At 42.9% G+C, this 13,729-nt stretch carries 15 protein-coding genes; 7 read left to right on the top strand and 8 right to left on the bottom strand.

Annotated features, from left to right (window positions below):
• Positions 1-34: 34 nt before the first annotated feature.
• Positions 35-400, bottom strand: coding sequence for a PadR family transcriptional regulator (locus PLH26_RS14140; RefSeq protein WP_324586678.1), 366 nt, complete (start codon positions 398-400; stop codon positions 35-37).
• Positions 401-813: 413 nt separating this feature from the next.
• Here PLH26_RS14140 and PLH26_RS14135 point away from each other — a divergent pair, with 413 nt between their 5' ends.
• The 6 genes from PLH26_RS14135 to PLH26_RS14110 all read left to right on the top strand — a co-directional run bounded on the left by PLH26_RS14135 (position 814) and on the right by PLH26_RS14110 (position 4,494).
• The gene (locus PLH26_RS14135; protein ID WP_324586677.1) at positions 814-1,587 is read left to right on the top strand and encodes a PI-PLC domain-containing protein; all 774 of its coding nucleotides are present in this window, start codon (positions 814-816) and stop codon (positions 1,585-1,587) included.
• Between the two features lie 107 nt (positions 1,588-1,694).
• Positions 1,695-2,516 (top strand): hypothetical protein, encoded by an 822-nt coding sequence (locus PLH26_RS14130; protein WP_324586676.1) that lies wholly within the window; start codon positions 1,695-1,697, stop codon positions 2,514-2,516.
• Positions 2,517-2,595: 79 nt separating this feature from the next.
• Positions 2,596-3,363: an exodeoxyribonuclease III gene (locus tag PLH26_RS14125; RefSeq protein WP_324586675.1), complete on the top strand. Its 768-nt coding sequence runs from the start codon at positions 2,596-2,598 to the stop codon at positions 3,361-3,363.
• 6 nt (positions 3,364-3,369) lie between these two features.
• Positions 3,370-3,705, top strand: a complete 336-nt coding sequence (locus tag PLH26_RS14120) for a DUF4286 family protein (RefSeq protein ID WP_324586674.1) — start codon at positions 3,370-3,372, stop codon at positions 3,703-3,705.
• Between the two features lie 260 nt (positions 3,706-3,965).
• Positions 3,966-4,271 carry an HU family DNA-binding protein gene (locus PLH26_RS14115; RefSeq protein ID WP_349770426.1) on the top strand — a complete coding sequence of 102 codons (306 nt, stop codon included), beginning with the start codon at positions 3,966-3,968 and terminating at the stop codon, positions 4,269-4,271.
• A gap of 109 nt (positions 4,272-4,380) precedes the next feature.
• Entirely contained in the window at positions 4,381-4,494 is a 114-nt protein-coding gene (locus PLH26_RS14110; RefSeq protein ID WP_324586673.1) for a 30S ribosomal protein THX, read from the top strand.
• 129 nt (positions 4,495-4,623) lie between these two features.
• Here PLH26_RS14110 and pdxH read toward each other — a convergent pair whose 3' ends face one another.
• Entirely contained in the window at positions 4,624-5,268 is a 645-nt protein-coding gene (gene pdxH, locus PLH26_RS14105) for a pyridoxamine 5'-phosphate oxidase (protein WP_324586672.1), read from the bottom strand.
• Between the two features lie 135 nt (positions 5,269-5,403).
• Here pdxH and PLH26_RS14100 point away from each other — a divergent pair, with 135 nt between their 5' ends.
• Positions 5,404-8,265: a DEAD/DEAH box helicase gene (locus PLH26_RS14100; RefSeq protein WP_324586671.1), complete on the top strand. Its 2,862-nt coding sequence runs from the start codon at positions 5,404-5,406 to the stop codon at positions 8,263-8,265.
• Between the two features lie 33 nt (positions 8,266-8,298).
• Here the strand turns inward: PLH26_RS14100 and pyrH are convergent, their stop codons facing one another.
• The 6 genes from pyrH to PLH26_RS14070 all read right to left on the bottom strand — a co-directional run.
• A complete protein-coding gene (gene pyrH / locus PLH26_RS14095) occupies positions 8,299-9,009 on the bottom strand; it encodes a UMP kinase (RefSeq protein ID WP_324586670.1) in 711 nt (236 codons plus the stop codon).
• Positions 9,010-9,227: 218 nt separating this feature from the next.
• On the bottom strand, positions 9,228-9,587 hold the full coding sequence (locus tag PLH26_RS14090; protein ID WP_324586669.1) for an HPF/RaiA family ribosome-associated protein: 360 nt from the start codon (positions 9,585-9,587) through the stop codon (positions 9,228-9,230).
• A gap of 125 nt (positions 9,588-9,712) precedes the next feature.
• The gene (gene argH, locus PLH26_RS14085) at positions 9,713-11,014 is read right to left on the bottom strand and encodes an argininosuccinate lyase (RefSeq protein ID WP_324586668.1); all 1,302 of its coding nucleotides are present in this window, start codon (positions 11,012-11,014) and stop codon (positions 9,713-9,715) included.
• Positions 11,015-11,285: 271 nt separating this feature from the next.
• Positions 11,286-12,374 carry a M20 family metallo-hydrolase gene (locus tag PLH26_RS14080; protein ID WP_324586667.1) on the bottom strand — a complete coding sequence of 363 codons (1,089 nt, stop codon included), beginning with the start codon at positions 12,372-12,374 and terminating at the stop codon, positions 11,286-11,288.
• Positions 12,371-13,162: an acetylglutamate kinase gene (gene argB, locus PLH26_RS14075; protein ID WP_324586666.1), complete on the bottom strand. Its 792-nt coding sequence runs from the start codon at positions 13,160-13,162 to the stop codon at positions 12,371-12,373. The genes PLH26_RS14080 and argB overlap by 4 nt, the downstream gene beginning before the upstream one ends.
• A 3-nt stretch (positions 13,163-13,165) precedes the next feature.
• The coding region (locus tag PLH26_RS14070; protein WP_502876393.1) for a Rossmann-fold NAD(P)-binding domain-containing protein at positions 13,166-13,729 on the bottom strand (564 nt) is incomplete at its 5' end.

Below are 13,729 nucleotides of genomic sequence, written 5' to 3'. Positions count from 1 at the left end.
TATATTTATTACCTTTTTCATGATCAGTTCAATTTTATTGGTTGAAGTTGTTGGGGTCTGTAGAAACAGCCTGCCCGTTTTGTGTTAGTGCATGTACAGCATTTGCCAGCTCATTCCAGGTAGCCTGCAGCTCAGCATAAAAAGAAGCCCCTTTGTCGGTTAAAGAAAAATATTTTCGGGGTGGGCCTCCTGTACTTTCTACCCAGCGGTAAGTGAGCAAATCTGCATTTTTCAATCGTGTTAATAAAGGGTAAAGTGTTCCTTCCAGGATATTAAGGTTGGCCCTTTTCATTTCCGCTATAATATCACTCGGATATACCTCTCCACGCTTAATTATAGACAGGATACAAAATTCCAGTACCCCTTTCCTCATCTGGCTCTGCGTGTTCTCGATATTCATAATCTCAGGGATTTTTCCTGCTTTTCCGGCCGGGCAAAGCAAGATGTTAAACAAATTTGTTATGCCAATCTTTATGTCCGCTTCATATAATCAATCTTAACAATGCTTCCGGGCTTTTATCGTCTTTCATCTTATTCAGACAGTTTTCGCTCATCCTGGAACAAAGATAAAAACTTATTTAATACTATGCAATACATAGTACCATTTTTATTTTAGTAGTTGGCAGTCACAATTCTTCACAAGAGCTGCCAAACTCAATGCAGTAGGGGGTTTGCATTGAATTCAATGCTGTGAATATTTTTTTGAGAAAAGACAGGTGGTAGATTTTGATGATAACCGGTAGAATTTTAGCATCCTTGCCGCCCCAATCTTCTTTACTTTTAATTTTTATTACTAAACAACTTTATCAAACAATGAAGCAATCGTTCTTAAGAAAGACCATACCTTGTATAGCGGCCCTGATCATTTTTTATACAGGATATGGCCAAACCATACAATACAACGTATCCAATGCCCATGCCCATAATGATTATGAGCATAATATTCCCTTTATACAGGCGTATAACCTCGGCTTTGGTTCCATTGAAGCCGATGTGATCTTAAAAAACGACAGCTTATTTGTAGGCCATAGTGCCGGGGACATTATTACAAGGCCTCTTCTTTTTGAGCGTGATTATATACAGCCCTTAGGGGATGCTCTTATTAAGCAAAAAGATACTTCGCACAAGGTTATTTTACTCATTGATCTTAAAACGGACGCCCTTTCTTCACTTAATAAAGTAATTGAGATCATTGAAAAGCATCCCCTGCTCACAAAAACCACCGCTGTACAATTTGTGATCACCGGCAATCAGCCGCCGCCGTCAACTTTTGATCAGTACCCACCATATATTTTTTTTGACGGCAACATCAATAACTCCGGACATATACAGCAAATAAGCCGCATCGGTATATTCAGCGATAATTTCAGAAAGTATTCCCGGTGGAACGGAAAAGGCGATATTCCTCAGAAGGAGAAAAATGCTTTAACAGCGGTTATTCAAAAAGCCCATATCCTGCATAAAAAGATCCGTTTTTGGGGATGCCCGGATAATGTTCATACATGGCAAACTTTCATGGATCTCCAGGTGGATTATATCAATACCGATCACATTGAAATGCTTGCTGATTTTTTAAAGAGAAAATAAAGCTTGCTTTTTTTCGTTTAATCACACTATAATTTATGATTTCTTTACCCTAATTTCGCACCGCAATTTTAAATTTCACCGGTATCCCTAATTTTATCGCAGGCGATATGAGCATTAAGCGTTCTGGCATTTACCTGGTAACCCTTGGTTTGATCTTTTCGGTTTCAAGCAGTGTAGCCCAAAACAAAAAAGCTTACCCCAAAAGCGAATGGTATCTTTCATGGGGGTATAATACGGAATGGTATACGCGCAGCAATGTGCATATCAGTCAGCCTGAGCTGGGCAACGATTATACCTTTAGCCGTATTAAAGGGCACGATAAGAGAGGCTGGGATCATGACTTATTTCGTAAAGCCATTTCCATACCGCAATACAATTACAGACTGGGTTATTTTTTTAATCCTCAAAAGGGTTGGGGTGTTGAGATCAACTTTGACCATACCAAGTTTGTTTTTGAAGACGGACAGGATGCTTCTGTTACAGGAACCCTGCATGGAAAGCATGCAGATACCACCGTGCGGTTTTCAAAAGACAATGGTTTTTATTATTACCTGAACAATGGCGCTAATTTCCTTTTGTTTAACCTGGTAAAAAGATGTGAATTGCTTTCCACAAAAGATGGCAACCTGAAACTGGATCTTTTGGGTAAAGCGGGCATAGGACCTGTTATACCACATGTGGAAAATAGTTTTTTTGGCGAAGCCAATAAGCCGCACTTTCAATTGGGCGGATGGAACGTGGGCGTTGAAGCAAGTGTAAAAGCAACCTTTTTTAAGTACGCTTTTATTGAATATTCCAATAAGCTGGATTATGCCCGCTACTCCAATCTTAAAATTTATAAAGGAACCGCCAGGCACGCTTTCGGCACCTATGAAATGATAATGAGCGTAGGAGTTAACTTACCCGTTGGGAAGCACGCCGCGTTATAATTCTCAATTGTAATTCAACTTTCTTCGTATTGACTTTATTTGTTGCAGTTGCTTTATTTTGCAGCTACAATTACATATCATGCGAATCATCTCTTATAATGTTAATGGCATCAGGGCGGCAATTAAAAAGGGGTTTTTAGACTGGCTGAAAACCGATCCCGCCGATATTATTTGTGTTCAGGAAACGAAAGCGCAAAAAGAAGATGTAGATCATACCAGGTTAAATGAGATGGGATATTACAACTACTGGTTCAGTGCACAAAAAAAAGGATATAGCGGCGTAGCGGTATTTACCCGGATAAAGCCAGATCATGTTGAATACGGTACACAACACAAGGTAAGCGATGATGAAGGAAGGGTATTGCAACTGGATTTCGGCGATATACGGTTGATCAATGCTTATTTTCCTTCGGGCACCAGCGGCGAAGAGAGGCAAAAATTCAAATACGAATGGCTGGATGAGTTTTTTATTTATCTCAGCAAGCTCCGTTCACAATTTCCGAGGCTGATCCTGTGCGGCGATTACAATATTGCCCATAAGGAAATTGATATCCATGATCCGAAAGGAAATAAAAAATCATCGGGATTTTTGCCTGAAGAAAGAGCATGGATGGATAAATTTTTTGACACGCAATGGATAGATGGCTTTCGCCATTTTTGCACCGACCCTCATCGGTATAGCTGGTGGAGCCAGCGCTTCCCAAGCGTTAGGCTGAACAATAAAGGCTGGCGCATTGATTACATTAATGTAACAAATGCACTGAAAGACCAATTGGTTGCTGCGGAAATATACCCCGATGTAAAACATAGCGATCATTGCCCGGTATACCTTGAAATAAAACCATAAGGCATCATGATCATACGAACAACTTCGGATTCAAATATGATCGTATATAATATTACTACAAAAATCCTTCCCCGTATAAAAGAGCAATGGTTGCAGTGGCAAACCAGTGAGCACATCCCTGAAATAATGGCTACGGGCTTGTTTGATGCGTATAAACTATATCGTTTGCTGGAGCAGGATGAATCGGAGGGGCTTACTTTTACCATTCAGTTTTTTACTTCTTCCTGGCAACGATATCAGCAATATACAAATACCTGTTCGGCGTTCATGCAAAAAAAAGCTGCCGGTAAGTGGGGCGATCAATGCATCGCTTTCAGAACGGTTATGCAGCTTGTGAACTAATTGTGGATAAGAATTAAAAACAATTTGACGAATTGAAATTTATTGTAAATTCCCCTAAAACCCTTAACCGGTAAGCATTTCGCTCATACGGGCATGAAACTTAACGCCAGCAAGGCTTTGAGCTTATTCTACCGTTTTAAGCCGCTTAAAGGAGCACCCTGCTTCGTCATGGAATCCTTGCCCGGTGCGGCTTCCGAAAGAAAATTGCGCAGGACTAAAAAGTGTAAAAAAATTTTGTTGGATGCAAAAAGCATCTATATTTGTTTTTACTAAATCAAATTCTAAAACGCTCTATCATGAACAAAGCTGAATTAATCGCAAAGATTGCAGATGACGCAGGCATCACAAAAACCCAGGCTAACGATTCTTTGGATTCTTTTATTGATGCGGTTACCAAAACCCTTAAAAGCGGTGGTAAAGTAACACTTGTTGGCTTCGGTACTTTCTCTGTATCAAAACGTGCTGCACGCAATGGCCGTAACCCGCAAACCGGCGCTGTAATTAAGATTAAAGCTAAAAAGGTAGCCCGCTTTAAAGCCGGTAAAGAATTATCTGCAAAGTTGTAATTCCAGCAGTAAGAACATTTTAAGCAGGATGCACCGGTTGTATCTTGCTTTTTTTATTTTTGCCGGATTATATAAACCTACTTATTCAAAACAATAAACATCAATAAATATGGGAAGAGGTGATAAAAAAACAAAAAAGGGAAAAATAGCGCAGGGATCATTTGGTAAAAGCCGCCCTGCCAAACCCGCTAAGGCAAAGGCTGCCAGGAAAAAGCCTGAATAAAACGAGCATAAGTTTGGAGCTTATGATTTGCAGGTTGTTACAGGTTTCAGGCTGCATGTTACAAGGAAATTCTGTAACAACTTTCAGGTATTATGTATATTGGCTGTTCTGATCTGAAGGCTGATAGCCTTAAGGTGCAAGCCTTTCTATCTTCCATTCATTGTTGTTTTGCAGGGTATATTGTATGCGGTCATGCAGCCTGCCGGGCCGGCCCTGCCAGAATTCCACAATTACCGGGCGAACAATATATCCTCCCCAATAATCGGGTCTTTTGACCGGTTTGCCGGATAACAGTTCCCTGTTTTTTTCGTACCGGGCATCTATCCATTCCCTGTTTTCTATTACCCTGCTTTGCGGCGATGTGACTGCACCAATACGGCTTTCTTCGGGCCTTGATTGAAAATAAGCGTCACTTTCTCCGGGGGGTACTTTTTGAACAAGCCCGGTAATACGCACCTGCCGTTCCAGCTCTTTCCAGAAAAAAACCAGGCAGGCTTTGGGATTATTATCCAATTGCTGCGCCTTAAAGCTTTCGTAATTGGTAAAGAACATAAATCCTTTTTCAGAAAAGTCTTTTAATAAAACGATACGTGCCGACGGAATGCCATCCGGTGAAGCGGTGGCGAGCGTCATCGCATTTACCTCTTTAATTTCAGACAGCATGGCTTCCTGCCACCACTTATCAAATTGTTTTACAGGGTCATCATCTGCATCGGTTTCCAGTAAAATTTTTTTAGAATAATTAAGGCGGATGGCAGCTATTTCACTTTTCATACTGTGTAAACTGTTTGATGAACGGAGCAACAAAGGTAATTGCAAATAAGATTGTTTTATTTGGAGCCTACCTGCTTTTACCGCGCCAATCATTTTATTTTTGCAGCATTGTATCTGTTAGTAATATTATTCTTAATGGCAAATGATGTTCGTACGGTATTGTTGCTCTCTCCCTGGATCATGGCAGATGGTAAACCAGCGGTGAGCTTACTGAAAATTGGAAAAAAAGACAAAGCGATCAGTTACAGTACCGCTGTACTGGAATGGTCTTTAGTAAGGAAGCATTTCAGGGATTATCCCAAACCGGTCAGGGATATACTGATGAACTGCTGCATGGAAGCCCTGGACGAAACCCTTTCGGGCATCAAAAAAGCCTTTGAGCTGAAGCGCAATGAGGAAGCGTTTGATGAATTCTGTCGTAAAAATCTTATCAAATACTGGCATAGAATGCTCGAAGCATTTCAGCCGTATTTTCCATTAATAAAATGGTACCACCAAATACGGCAGCCTGGTAAAAAAGCATTGCTTACCGGCCCGTGCAGCTTCAGCAGTTTTAAGCCAGGGCTAAGCTTTGAAGTATCGGGGGAGCAGCAGAGGCTTCGCATAAAAACCAATGTGCATATTCATAACGACGTTTACCCGATAGATATATTTAACCGCACTCGTTTTTTATTAGAAAGCAAAAACGAATACTTTATACTCTCTTATGTCGACTATCTTACGCTTGAAAAGCTGGGATCTGTGAACTGGGTGCAGTACGAAAATGCGCCGGACCTGTTTGCCATGCATATACTGGCTCCGCTGGATGAGCGCTATACTGTAAACCGGAACGGTCATTTCCCTAAACAGGAGCTTGAGGTAGCCCCTGTTATCCGGCTTATGTTAAGCGAGCTGAATAACGCTTTTTTGATGCTTACCCCGCAGTGGCTTTACGACGGGCATTTGGTTGATGGCGAATGGAAAGACAGGTTTGAAGCGACTGTGGATGGCGCTATCCGGGTTATAAAACGGAGCAGGGAAGCCGAAACCCGGCTCATACAAACGCTGGTAGCACTCCACCCTAATTTTGCTAATCAGCGGAACGGCTATTATTACCTGTCTTTTGCTGATGCACAAAAAAAGCAGTGGTTCCTCAAAACATATCACCGCTTGCTGCAAATGGATATTGAGATTGTGGGAATGGATATGCTCCGGCATTTCCGCTATTCTTCTCATACAGCAGTAACGACCATGAAACTACTGAATGAAGATGAGCACCGTTTGTTATATGAGATGGAGCTGGTATTTGGGCAGGAAAAGGTGCCGTTGAATGAACTGCAGCGCATGTTACTGGCAGGACAAAAGGCAGTATTGCTCAAAGACGGATCACTCGGACTCTTGAGTGAGGAATGGTTACAGCAATATGCACCGGTGTTAAAGCATGGAAAAGTAAAAAGCAATACGATAGAACTGCTCCGGTGGATGGCGGTAGCCAAACAGGACGCTACAGAAGAAATGCCTGCCCTGAAGCTGGCCATACAAAATAACTGGTGGCGGAAATGGGAACAATGGCAATCCAGCGCTGACCCGTTATATGTTTTACCCGCTTCTGTTCATGCCACACTAAGACCTTACCAGCAAAAGGCATATGAGTGGATGTTGTTGTTAAATGAGATAGGTGCAGGTGCATGCCTGGCCGACGACATGGGTTTGGGTAAAACCCTGCAGGCCATCTGTGGGATGGTTCATTTTATTGACAGGCACCCCGGAGTGAAGAATATTGTTGTTTGCCCGGCCTCTCTTATTTATAACTGGCAGCAGGAGCTAGAACGTTTTGCACCGGGTATACAAACCATTGTTTATCACGGATCGGTAAGACAAAAAGAACAGCTTACACAACCCGGGGTGCAAATTGTTATTACTACTTATCATACTTTGCGGAGTGACGTGGATTGGATCTGTGAGCAATCTTATGGCGTTGCGGTAATAGATGAAAGCCATAATATAAAAAATCCGGCTACGCAGATAGCGCAGGCGATAATGAAGCTGCAGGCTGCTTTTCGTTTGGCCTTAAGCGGTACACCGGTGGTCAACAATACCTTCGATCTGTATATGCAGCTCAATTTTGTGGTTCCGGGAATGTTTGGGGGGCGTGATTTTTTTAAAAGAGAATATGCTGATCCTATAGACAACAATGCAGATGAAGAGAAAATAGCCACATTAAAAAAGCTTACCGCTCCATTTATATTGCGTCGCACCAAAGAACAGGTGGCAAAGGATCTGCCGGAAAAAACAGAATCTGTTCTGTGGTGCGAGATGAACGGATCACAGAGAAATGTATATGAAGAAATTTTAGAGCAAACCCGCAGCAGCATTTTCCTTGAGATCGAAAAAAGCGGACTGGCAAAAAGTAAATTATCCATCCTGCAGGGCATGACAAAGCTGCGGCAGGTATGCAGTTCACCCTTGCTGCTGCCGGATAAGGAATTGCAGCGCTGCAGCGAATCAATAAAAACGGAAGTATTGATGGATGAGCTGGATAATATCCTGGGAAGCCATAAGGCGGTTGTTTTTTCGCAGTTCAGCTCCATGCTCCGTTTGCTGGCTGGTGAATGCAAAAAAAGAGGATTGGACTTTTATCATTTCGACGGGCAAACGCCTCCTGTAAAAAGAAAGGAAATGGTGAACGCATTTCAAAAGGAAGGCAATAAGGTTAATTTATTTTTGATAAGCCTGAAGGCAGGTAATACGGGGCTAACGCTTACTGCTGCCGATTATGTGTTTTTATTCGATCCCTGGTGGAACACTGCTGTGGAGACTCAGGCCATAGACCGTACGCACCGCATTGGCCAAACAAAAAGTGTGTTCGCTTATAAAATGATCTGCAAGGATACTATAGAAGAAAAAATAATTAAACTGCAGCAAAAGAAAAAGAAGCTTTCCGACGATCTTGTATCAGCCGATGAAGGTTTTGCCAAATCGCTCACCGAAGAAGATGTGCAGTATCTTTTTAGTTAACGCAGGTTACTTTTGTATGCAAACATTGTTTTATCAGGTTACAAGAGTGCCAACTTTTTCACCTTTTACTACACGAAGCAGGTTGCCCCGCTTGTTCATATCAAAAACAATGATGGGCAGCTTGTTTTCCATGCAAAGTGTAAAAGCGGTCATATCCATTACTTTCAGGTTCTTATCAATGCATTCTTTAAAGCTGATGGTTTCATATTTGGTAGCCGATGGATTTTTTTCGGGGTCGGAAGTATATATACCGTCAACTCTTGTTCCTTTTAAAATTACATCGGCTTTTATTTCTATCGCCCGTAAAGAACCTGCGGTATCTGTAGTAAAGTAGGGGTTACCTGTGCCTGCGCCAAAAATCACTATTCTTTTTTTCTCAAGGTGGCGTATCGCCCTTCTGCGAATATAGGGCTCGGCGATCTGTTCCATTTTAATGGCGCTCAGCAAGCGTGTAAACAAGCCTGCTTTTTCGAGTGCAGCCTGCAATGCCATGCCATTGATAACGGTGGCAAGCATACCCATATAATCTCCATGTGCCCTTTCTATACCTGTTTCCAGTTCGTTCATACCCCGGTAAATATTACCGCCTCCGATCACTATAGCTACCTCCACACCTGCGTCGTGCACCGACCTGATTTCGGCGGCGAAGTTGGTTAAAATACCCGGATCCAATCCAAAACCGCTGTTGCCTATGAGTGATTCGCCGGAGAGCTTAAGCAGGATACGTTTGAACTTTTGTTGCATGCATAAAGGATTTGCCGTGCGAAGATAGGGGAAATTATGAATGACAGCAGCCTGTTCACCCGAAGATATGCCACCCGGACGTTAAGGCAGAAAGTCCTGATCTTCGGGTTTTATTTTCTTCGTGTTGTAGTAGATTAAGTGGCAAAATATTCGTTTTAGCCAGCCCTTTTAGTTTTGAAAACAATACAGCAAGAGCTCTTTTATAATATCGGTCGCGATTATTTGCCCACCTTTTTGGCCGGTTTTAAAGCTACTTTCCTGTTGGCTGTTTTCTTCTTATTGGCCAATTGTAATTGTGTTTTACGGATGCGAAGTCTTCTCTTAGCTGCTTCGGCAGCTTTTAAAACCGCATCTTCAAAAATGTGAGATCTGGTTTTAATGTATTCGTCTTTACCCGGTATCCGGATATTGAGCGTACAGTTCACCACTTCATTTTTACCTTTTACTTCATTGAGCAGGGTTACCTCTATTTCCTGGATATCTTTATAATACCTGTCGAGCGAGCCCAGTTTTTGGGTTACGAATGCTTTCAAAGAAGGACTTGCCCTGTGCCCCGGTGTTTCAATACGGAATTTCATGATTCATTAATGTTTTTGTGAATGGCAAACATAAGTATGTTGGCGAAATAAAAAAATGATTCCAGGCCTATGATCAAATGATCTTTGTCAGATCCTGCCTCTGAATACATGGATCGCCAGGCATATCATTCAAACCTGTTCAATACCTGCGCCATTGCTTCTGCAATTCTATCGTTGCACAAATTGCCTATGCTTCCCTCATGCGTATGGCGGAGCTGCTTTTTATAATCGAAATGAAATGCGCCTTTTTCTATATCATTCCCTACCTGCCGGTATGCATCACGAAAGGAAATGCCTTTGTTTACCAGTTCGTTCACGGCTTCCACGCTAAAAAGGTACCTGTATTTTTCATCATCCAGTATGTTTTCCTTAATGCTGATATTGGATAACATCAATACCATCATTTGAATGCAGGCTTTCAGCTCTTCAATGGCCGGGAATAATATTTCCTTCGTAAGCTGCAGGTCGCGGTGATACCCCGATGGCAGATTATTGATAAGAAGAGTAAGCTCATTGGGCACAGATTGAATGCGGTTGCACTTTGCACGGATCAGCTCAAATACATCGGGGTTCTTTTTGTGCGGCATGATGCTGCTGCCCGTTGTTAACTCATTCGGAAAAGAAATAAAACCGAAGTTCTGGTTCATGTATAAGCAGGCGTCCACTGCCAGCTTGCTTAGCGTTGCAGCAACGGTGCTCAAACCAAAAGCTACTAATTTTTCTGTTTTGCCCCGGCTCATCTGGGCATATACGGAGTTATGGTTGAGAGCGGAAAATTGCAACAATTGTGTAGTTAATGTTCTGTTTAACGGGAACGAAGAGCCATATCCTGCGCCGCTGCCCAATGGATTTTTATTGGTTACATGATAGGCGGCTGCCAGCATTTCCAGGTCATCTGTAAGGCTTTCTGCGTAAGCGCCAAACCATAGCCCAAACGACGATGGCATGGCAATTTGCAGGTGTGTGTACCCGGGCAATAATTTATCCTTATGCTTTTCGCTTTGGGCGATCAGTAGATCAAACAAGCCTTTTGCTTCTTCTTTTATATTGAGTATCTCTGCCCGCAGGTATAATTTCAGGTCAACGGCTACCTGGTCGTTGCGGCTTCTGCCGCTATGTATTTTCTTTCCCGCTTCGCCTATCCGTTGGGTTAACAGGTATTCTACCTGGGAATGTACATCTTCTATGCCTTCTTCAATGGTGAATTTGTGCTGTTCAATTTCCTCAAGGATAATTTCCAGTCCCTTTACGGCCTGTGCTCCTTCTTCCGGGGTCATCAATCCTGCCTCCTGCAGCATTTTTACATGGGCAATAGAGCCCTGTACATCGTAGCGGGCAAGCAGCAGGTCAAATTCTTTGTCGCGGCCTACTGTAAATTTTTCAATCAGCTCGTTTGTGGAAGCGTTATCTTTTTGCCAAAGTTTCATGTGCGTAAGTTACAAGTTGCAGGTTATTTTCGTGTTTTAATGATGTCATTTTATGAACGCCAATCGCCGTTTGTTTTGATCCTGCACATATCTGCAGATCATGCTAACTTTTCATGGTTAAACATTTTAATAAAAATACAAAAGAAATATTTTGGATGTATTACGTATTTCCCCTGCGTCTTGTACCTGTAACCTGAAACTTCACATGAAGCAAAGCTGGAGTGCACCCCCTGGTGTTTGCAGCCCTGTGACCTGCACCTTGCAACTTATCCTACAACACCTTTCCCAGCATTTCCACATACAATTCAATCCCTTTTTTTATTTCATCAATATATATGTATTCATCTGCCGTATGGCTTCTTGCCGAATCACCCGGTCCTATTTTTAATGCAGGAAAGGGTATAAGGGCCTTATCTGAAGTGGTGGGAGATCCGTAACAGGTTCTGCCTGCTTCCAGTCCGGCTTTAACGATGGAATGGTCCAAAGCGATGGAAGACGACTTCAGGCGTAAGCTTCTGGGCTTTACATTACAGTTTACATTGCTTTTGATGATATCCAGTATTTCTTCAAAGGTATACAGTTCATTTACTCTTATGTCGGTTACAAAGCTGCATTGAGAAGGTACCACATTGTGTGCTTTATTTTCCGTTTCAATAACGGTTACACTCATCTTTACCGGGCCCAAAAAATCCGATACCCGCGGAAAACGGAAGCTGCTGAACCATTCAATGTCTTTTATGGCCCTGTACACCGCATTGTCTCCTTCTTCCCGCGCTGCATGCCCTGCAATGCCGGCGGCAGTACAGTCCAGTACCAGCAAGCCCTTTTCGGCAACTGCCATCTGCATTTGCGTTGGCTCACCCACTAACGCAAAGGCCCACTTTCTTCCGGGCGGGTTGAACGAAGGACTGTTCAGCAGGTACTCAATACCGTTTTTACCGGAGATCTCTTCTTCTGCGCTGGCGGCATATACGATATTGTATTTCAGATCTGAACGATCATAAAAAAATAAAAAAGCAGCGAGCAGCGCAACCAGCGGCCCTCCCGCATCATTGCTCCCCAGCCCATATAATCTTCCGTCTTTTTCAACCGGGCTGAAGGGATTGAGTGTATATGCTTTATTGGGCTTTACCGTATCGTGGTGCGAGTTGAGCAGGATAGTGGGCTTGCTTTCGTCGAAGTATTTGTTTAAGGCGTATATATTATTACCTATGCGGAAATGCGGTATTCCTTTGTGGGCAAAAAACAAACCGATCTGTTCAGCAGTTTTATCTTCTTCACGGCTGAAAGAAGGTATAGTGATCAGTTCCTTCAACAGATGAATGGCTTCGGCAGTTGATATGGAAATGGTATTACTCATTGAATAATGGTTGTGCCGGCAGCACCGTTAATCAACAGTTCCAGGCTTTCTGCTTTTCCGATGATCACTTTTTTTACGCCGCTGCCCAGTGCTGCAAAGGCGTTATCCAATTTGGGTATCATGCCGGCAAATATTTTTTGTTGCGATTTTAACTGTTCATAAAAAGACGGGTTGATCTCTTTGATTACGGTGGTGTCATCTTCGGCATCCAGCAGCACGCCGCTTTTTTCAAACGAATAGATGAGCGTTACGTTATAGAAAACAGAGAGCGCTTTAGCTGTTTCCTGCGCAATGGTATCGGCGTTGGTATTGAGCAGTTGCCCGTTCTTATCATGGGTAATGGGTGCAAGCACTATCGCAAAATTTTGTTCCAGTAAGGTGTTTAGAAATGCTGCATTTACTTTGTCCACATCTCCGGCAAAACCGTAATCGGTGCCACCGGTTGCTTTTCTTTTATGGGCAAGTATAACGTTGCCGTCGGCGCCGCTCAGCCCTATTGCATTACAGTTCCTGGACTGTAATTGCGCCACAATGTTCTTATTGATGTAGCCCGCATATACCATGGTAACGATCTTCAATGTTTCGGCATCGGTAATCCGTCTTCCTTCCACCAGTTGCTGTTTGATGCCCACTTTTTCCGCCAGCCTGGTGGCTGATTTCCCGCCGCCATGCACCAGCACAAACGCAGCTCCGGTGCTGAGCGTCGCAAAGGATTCAAGGAAAGAAAACAGCTTTTTTTCGTCATCAATGATGTTTCCCCCAATCTTTATTACAAATGCTTCCCCCATGCTCTATAAGGATTGATGGCTTAGGATTTCCGACAGGACGGCCTGTGCAGCCCAAACCCGGTTGGAGGCCTGCTGCGTAATGATGCTGTTTACCCCGTCTAATATTTCATCGCTCAACTCTACGTTTCTTCTTACCGGCAGGCAGTGCATTATTTTTGCATTACTGGTTTGGCTTACTTTTTCATTCGTCAGCATCCACTCCGGATCATTGCAATATATTTTTCCGTAATCATTATAGGTGCTCCAGTTCTTTACATACACAAAATCGGCGTCTTTCAGCGCTTCTTCCTGGTTATGTGTGATAGTTGCACCTTTCGTAAATTTTTCATCCAGCTCATAATCTTCAGGGTGGGTGATCGTAAAATCAGCTTCGCCCCATGCATTCACCCATTGTGAAAAACTATTGGCCACGCACTGGGGTAATGCTTTTACATGCGGGGCCCAGGTGAGTACGATCTTGGGTTTTTGGTTTTTGGTTTGTGGTTTGAGATTTTGCAGAACCTCGGTAATGGTTATAATGTCTGTTAAACTTTGCAGGGGATGTAAAGTAGCGCTTTCAAGGCTTAC

It is taken from the genome of Agriterribacter sp., from assembly GCF_035444585.1.
Classification (GTDB): Bacteria; Bacteroidota; Bacteroidia; order Chitinophagales; family Chitinophagaceae; genus Agriterribacter.
The sequence above is the reverse complement of the archived record's forward strand: the minus strand, read 5'-3'. Positions and strand labels throughout refer to the sequence as shown.